Source organism: Flavobacterium sp., assembly GCF_049318325.1.
In the GTDB taxonomy this organism is placed as follows: Bacteria; Bacteroidota; Bacteroidia; order Flavobacteriales; family Flavobacteriaceae; genus Flavobacterium.
This window is the reverse complement of record NZ_JBMOGQ010000172.1, coordinates 1-4,203: the sequence shown is the minus strand read 5'-3', so window position 1 is coordinate 4,203 and position 4,203 is coordinate 1. Positions and strand designations below refer to the sequence as shown.

The window sequence follows — 4,203 nt, the reverse complement described above, 5'->3', positions numbered from 1 at the left end:
CCTATTGTACTTATAACTTAGGAGGTTTTGTTACTAATAATGATAGTGCAATTTCAAATATGACAGTAAATCCTAATACTTCTACAAATGTTCTTCAAGTAGGACAAGGATTCATTGTAGAAGGAACGGGAACAAGTAATGTTGTTTTTACTAACGATATGCGTATAGATTCTAATGTTAATCGTTTCTTAAGAACCGCAAATACTGTAGAGAGAAATCGTATTTGGTTGAATATTACCAATGCAGCTGGTTCTTTTTCGCAAGCTATGATTGCTTATATGACAGGTGCCACGCAAGGAGTTGATCCATCTATAGACGGTGAATTGCTTACTGATGGCGATGTATCTCTTGCTAGCTTAATAGGAACAACATCATATGCTATTCAAGGTAGAGCCTTGCCGTTTGACATGACAGATGTAGTGCCAATGAGTTTTAAAGTTACTACCGCTGGAGATTATACAATAACAATAGATCATGTTGATGGTTTGTTTTCTAATGGCGATCAAACGGTTTATTTAAGAGATAATACCACAGGAGTTGTTCATAATTTAAGTGCTGGAGCTTATACATTTACATCGGCTTCAGGAACTTTTGATACCCGATTTGAGATTACTTATCAAGCGACGTCATTGGCTGTTAGTACACCAATATTTAACGAAAGTCAAGTGGTTATTTATAAAACACCAACCAATGAGATTTCGATTAACACAGGAAATGTTGTTATGTCGAAGGTTAAGATTTTTGATATTAGAGGGCGATTGCTTCAAGAGCAGAAAGATATTAATGCTTCCCAAACTTTGATGAATGCTGGACTAACAACAGAGGTTTTATTAGTTCAAATTACCTCAGAAGAAGGTATAGTGGTAACTAAAAAGGTATTGTTCTCAAGAACGTCTTTAAAACTAGACAAAAAGATTGAAGTTAAAACTCAACTAGCAGAAGACGAATAAAAAGAAATAGTTTTTTTAATTATGTTGTCTAAGTCCCTACCGAAAAGTAGGGACTTTTTTTTGTTGTTATTGAGGTGCTTTTATAAGAATACCTATCCAAAATAGTGTAAAAAAAGTTCAGTCTTAGTTTTGTCGTTCCAGATAGTGCAGATTTATTTCGTCAGTTCGTTAAGCTCGTGTGCAATTCGTTCGTCCGAAAGCGAGCGGGCGATACAAATTTCTGGTTGACCTTACAGGTTTTTAAAACCTATAAGGTCTTGTACTATTTTATTCTATCATTTATACCATTAACAAGTTTTATATTAATTAAATCGAGGATATCTTATTTTTTACATTACTTTTTTTAATCTATGTAATGTTCAAACATTAAATAAATAATATAAAACTTATAATAAATATAAATAAATGCAAATAATCGATAAAAAATGCATTTAATCGATAAAATTATTTTTTTATTTCAAATAAGCTTTGTAAGTTTGAAGCGTCTAAAAAATAATTAGTCCATTATATAACTTTTTCAAAGGTAGTTTTATTAAGCTATAATGGTATTGACAAGTTGCTGTAAAGCGATTGAGAAGCTGAATTTTTGGACGTAAAAAAATAGATTTACAAAGTTTTATTGTTGTGATGCTGTTTATCGATGATATCTTTCACTTTACAGAACTACAATAATTTAGCTCAAAAAAAAGTTGTAGGTCAACGATTTTTTGTGTAGTGTATCTTTTTTTTTTTTAAAAACTATGTTTATGAATTATGTTTGCTCAAAAAATGAAACCTATTAGAATTTTTTTATCCTTTACATAAGGAATTTATAAATAATAATGTTTAAACCCAAATCTACAATAAATCAACTAAAATTATGAAAACAACGATTACCCTAAATCAAATTTTTCGAAATTGCTTCCGCCTGCAGCGATCGTGCTTCTCGGCGGTATTTTTACTGCTTTTCCTACTTAGCTCAAGTAGTTCCTGGGGGCAGATTGCGCAAAGAGGTTCATCAACTACCGCTTCATCTGCTACAACTAACAACACAACAATTACTATCAATAAACCTACTGGTGTAGTTGCTGGTGATGTGTTACTATTTAGCGTTGTGCAAAATGAAACTGATAATGACAACGGTGGTTTGTCTAGTCCAACGTTAAGTGGTTGGACATTAGTTAAAGACCAACTTATCAGAAGTGATGGTACTGGAAACAATAACAATGCGTGGTTTGGAAGTATCTACTATCGCGTTTCAGATGGTTCTGAAGGTTCAAGTTTTACTTTTGCAATGAATTCGCGCTGCGATATGGCGATTGGTTCTATGGTTGCTTTTTCAGGAGTGGCTTGTAATGCACTAAAACCTGATGGAAGTAATGGTGGTCCTTTTGATATTACTCCAGGTAATTTTAATAACGCAGATTCAGCAACTGCTACCGCTACTGGAGTAACTGTTGCTAATAACAATTCTGCAGTGATCATGTTTGCTATGTGTAATAATGATAGAAGTTATAGTGATTGGTCAAATTCACAAACGGAGTTATTTGACAATATTACTACAAATGGCGATGATGCTTCGGTAGGAGCAGCATGGCTGTCATCTGTGAATAGTGGTGCAACCGGAAATCGTACCGTAACGTTATCATCTAGTGATCGTAATTCTGCTATTTTACTTGTTTTAAGAAGAGCAACGACAATGACGGCAGGTGCTGCTTCTTCAACTCCAACCTTGTGTGTGAATACTGCTTTGACAAACATAACACATACTACGACCGGTGCAACTGGAATTGGAACCGCAACAGGATTGCCATCTGGCGTTACTCCTGTATGGGCATCGAATACTATAACCATTAGTGGTACACCAACCAATTCAGGAATCTTTACTTATAGTATTCCGCTAACTGGTGGTTGTGGTACAGTAAATGCAACAGGAACGATTACGGTTGCTGCTGCAAATACAACAGGAACTGCATCATCAACTCCAACGCTTTGTATCAATACTGAATTAACAAACATAACGCATACAACAACAGTAGCTACCGGAATCGGAACTGCAACTGGATTACCAGAAGGTGTTACTCCTGTATGGGCATCGAATACTATAACCATAAGTGGTACACCAACCAATTCTGGAATATTTACTTATAGTATTCCACTAACTGGTGGTTGTGGTTCAGTAAATGCAACGGGAACAATAACTGTTAATTCTATTCCTACAACTACCAATACTACCATTTGTCCTGGTGGTTCAGGAACTTTATCGGTCACCTCTTCATGTGCAGATATAACTGAACAAATAAGCGGTCCAAATAATGCAGGAATTGGAGCTAATTTAACAGGATCTGGTTCAACTACATGGTCAAATCCCGGGAACATCACTGCAGTGGGATCGCCGTATGCAACGGTTGCCCCTGCACAGCAAGGTGCAAGTAATTATTTAATGGCAACAAATTACGGATTTAGTATTCCGGCAAATGCAATAATAAATGGTATTCAACTCACTATTTCACGAAGTAGTACCCAAAGTGTAGGTACTGGTAACCGGGATGATCAGGTTAGGTTAGTAAAAAACAATAACTTACAGGCAACGGATAAAAGTTCAAATGATGTTTACCCAACCTCTTTGCAAAGTCGAACTTACGGTAGTGGTACCGATTTATGGGGTACCACTTGGACCGCTGCTGATATAAATAATAGTGGTTTTGGTGCTGTATTGTCGGTTTTTAACACAAGAGTATTTGGTTCTGCCACTGCCACTGTTGATTTTATGCAAATTACGGTTACCTACACTATTCCTGGATCATTTGAATGGTATACCGTTTCATCGGGAGGAACAGCAATAGGGTCAGGTGCTAATTTTAATCCGGTGGGTGTGGCTAATTCAGGTCTTGCTAATACCAATACAGCTGGAACTACTCCCTATTGGGTAGCATGTTCAACAGCTGAAGGAAGTTGTAGAGCAAAAGCTGATTTTATTATCAATGCTTTGCCAACAGTAAACGCTGGAACAGCCTTTACCAAAACTTGTATAGCTAATACAAGTGGCGCAGCAATAGGCGAGACAGCTGTGGCAGGTCATACCTATTTATGGTCTCCATCAACAGGATTGAGCTCAGCTACTGCAAGTAACCCAACAGCTAACCCAAGTTCAACTACAACTTATACAGTAACAAAAACCAATACAGCTTCAGGTTGTACTGCAACGGGGACTGTTACAGTAACAGTTAATAATTCAGCAATTTCAGTAAACGCTGGAACAGCCTTTACCAAA

2 protein-coding genes are annotated in these 4,203 nt (G+C 36.4%); both read left to right on the top strand.

Annotated features, from left to right (window positions below; translation table 11 throughout):
- Positions 1-950 (top strand): T9SS sorting signal type C domain-containing protein (locus ACOYLP_RS11135; protein WP_422856243.1); only part of this gene is annotated, 950 nt, incomplete at its 5' end.
- A gap of 859 nt (positions 951-1,809) precedes the next feature.
- On the top strand, positions 1,810-4,203 hold a 2,394-nt coding region (locus tag ACOYLP_RS11130; protein WP_422856242.1), incomplete at its 3' end, for a hypothetical protein.